Annotated in this window: 2 protein-coding genes; one reads left to right on the forward strand and one right to left on the reverse strand. The window is 61.6% G+C overall.

Annotated elements, in window-relative coordinates:
* Window positions 1–120: 120 nt before the first annotated feature.
* Window positions 121–1,515: a Fic family protein gene (locus KYX17_RS31525; RefSeq protein ID WP_243233711.1), complete on the reverse strand. Its 1,395-nt coding sequence runs from the start codon at window positions 1,513–1,515 to the stop codon at window positions 121–123.
* Between the two features lie 164 nt (window positions 1,516–1,679).
* Between KYX17_RS31525 and KYX17_RS31945 the strand changes: the two genes are divergently transcribed.
* Window positions 1,680–1,850 (forward strand): transposase, encoded by a 171-nt coding sequence (locus KYX17_RS31945; RefSeq protein WP_243233713.1) that lies wholly within the window; start codon window positions 1,680–1,682, stop codon window positions 1,848–1,850.
* The last annotated feature ends 421 nt before the right edge of the window (window positions 1,851–2,271 follow it).

The following is a 2,271-nucleotide window of genomic DNA, read 5'->3' on the forward strand; positions in this document are numbered from 1 at the left end:
GTCGGCGGGAGCGCACTGATGAGTGCGTCCGATATCCACGTTGATCAGGGGTGCGTCTAATGCAAGGCGCAACTACGAACGCGTGCGAGTGTTACGTTGCGCTTATCGCGAGGCAAGCCGTCACGCCCCGGGGTTACTGATCCGAGAATCGACCGCGGCGACAAGTCGCGCCACTTGGAACTCAACCCACGGCTCGAGCTTCAGCCGTAGTGTCTCACTCACGGTCGGCTCGATCTCGCGGTACCACACTTCAAGAGCGTCGCCTTCTTGTGGGACGCAAAGAAGGTCCGGGCCAGCGTTCTCGTCGTCCTTCACGAAGATCTGAACACCTTGGTAGATCGCGACGCGAACCGGCCAGTCGCTGGCGGCATGAAAGCTCAGCTCTCCCTGCTGGCCGATCGCGCCGTAACCTGTGGGCGGGCGGGTGCGGCTCCCTATCCCGAATACTCCGGGAGCATCTAGCCTTAGTTGGCGAGGTAGCTGCAGTCGTGCGACCTCAACGGCCGCGGCGTCTCGGATGCTCTTCTTGAGCCGCGCTGCGAGGGCTAGTGATTCTTCGGTGATACCTATCTCGCCGAAGAAGGCCGATATGCGAGCGATGGAAGCATCGACCGATTGAGTAGAGCGTTGGAGTTGGCTTCTTACAATCCCAACGGCATCCAAGACCCGCGCCTCGATGAAGGTGATGAAGGACGCAGGATCACCGGCGTCCGCTGCTTCCAATGCGTCCAAGTAGGCGGTTCGTTGGTCTGCGAACACAAGTAGCGGCACGCCAGGCGACCGATACAAGTAGACGCTCGCGAGCGCACGAGCGACGCGCCCATTGCCATCAGCGAAGGGATGGATGCACACGTATGCGTAGTGGGCATAAGCGGCCTGCAGAATTGGATGTGCCGACATAAACGGTTCGGAGCGAAGCTGTTCAACAAGTCGCCCCATCTCGGGGCCTGTGTCCAGCACGGGGGCGTAGTTATGAACCACGCCGGTGGTTGTATTCGTCGGGCTATTCGGCATCGACTTGTATTGCCCCTTTGGTAGTTCTCTCTCCTGAGGCCCCAAAGGCGTGTAAACGGTGTAGGTCGATTGAGTGCGGCAGATGATCGAGTGCAACTCTCGTATCCATACTTCAGATACCTGCACCGCCTGCGTGGCCGCATCGAGAACGTATTCATAGGCGCCAAGGGCATCGTTGATCGCGTCGACTGTCCTCGCGCCCTTCTGTGCGAGAGTGGCTTCCCACGCGGCGGCTTGAGTGGCGATTGTCCGCGTGAAGCCTCGATCGACCGTGTAAAGACCCTCGATAGCCCCGGTGTCCACCGCGGCGTATCTGGTTGCCACGGCAAGGGCGGCGTCAAGCTGCTCAGGTGTGGCGGTCGCTCTGGAAGCGGCGAGCAGGTCGCGGTATCGGTCGGCCACGCTGGCGTCGAACACTGCCTGAAACCAGTCGACGAAGTCTGGGATGGGGGTGTAGATCTCGCTCGCTCCTACGATGTTGCCGGTCATGATGTCGAACATAGGCCAACGCGCGGGGTCGGCGCGTGCCACGGCAAGCTTGTCGTGAGCTGCTGGAGTCGGATGCCGAGCCTGGCGCACACGGGGGGACTGCTGCAGGGTCTGCCGCACCGGTAGGTGACATCTGAGTTGGATTACCCGGGAGGGTGCCCTGGAAGGATGTCATCGTGCCCAAGCCGTATCCGCGCGAGTTCCGTGACGACGTCGTGCGCGTCGCCAGGAGCCGCGAGCCCGGAGTGACCATCGAGCAGATCGCGACCGACTTCGGGGTTCACCCAATGACCCTCACGAAGTGGATGCGGCATGCCGTCATCGAAGAAGGCGCGAAGCCGGGGTGACCCGGTCCGAGGGGACTGAGCTGCGCGCTGCGCGGAAGCGGATCCGGCTGCTCGAGCAAGAAGTCGAGGTGCTTCGGCGTGCGGCAGCGTATCTGTCGCAGGCGAACCTGCCGGGAAAGGCTCTACACGCTCGTGACCGAGCTCGCCGTCGACGGTATTCCCGTCGCGGTGACGTGCCGGGTGCTCAAGCTCGCTCGTACGAAGCAATCATGAACACCTACGTCGCCCTCGCGGCGTGACTAGAAGCCGTCACCTACCGGTGCGGCAGACCCACACACGAAGCGTCACCGATCTCCTGATGCACTTTCGTCACCGATGTCCTGAGACATCACAGGACAAGGCTCCCGATAGGAACGAAAGTCAGGCCGATTCAGCTCCCGGTACGGACGCATATACGACGGTTTACGCTTGTGTCGATGGT

The organism is Microbacterium sp. CIAB417 (assembly GCF_022788845.1).

Bases quoted from the DNA above. Each gene is read 5' to 3' on its own strand.
- KYX17_RS31525 (WP_243233711.1), bottom strand. From the start codon at position 1,515: ATGTTCGACATCATGACCGGCAACATCGTAGGAGCGAGCGAGATCTAC.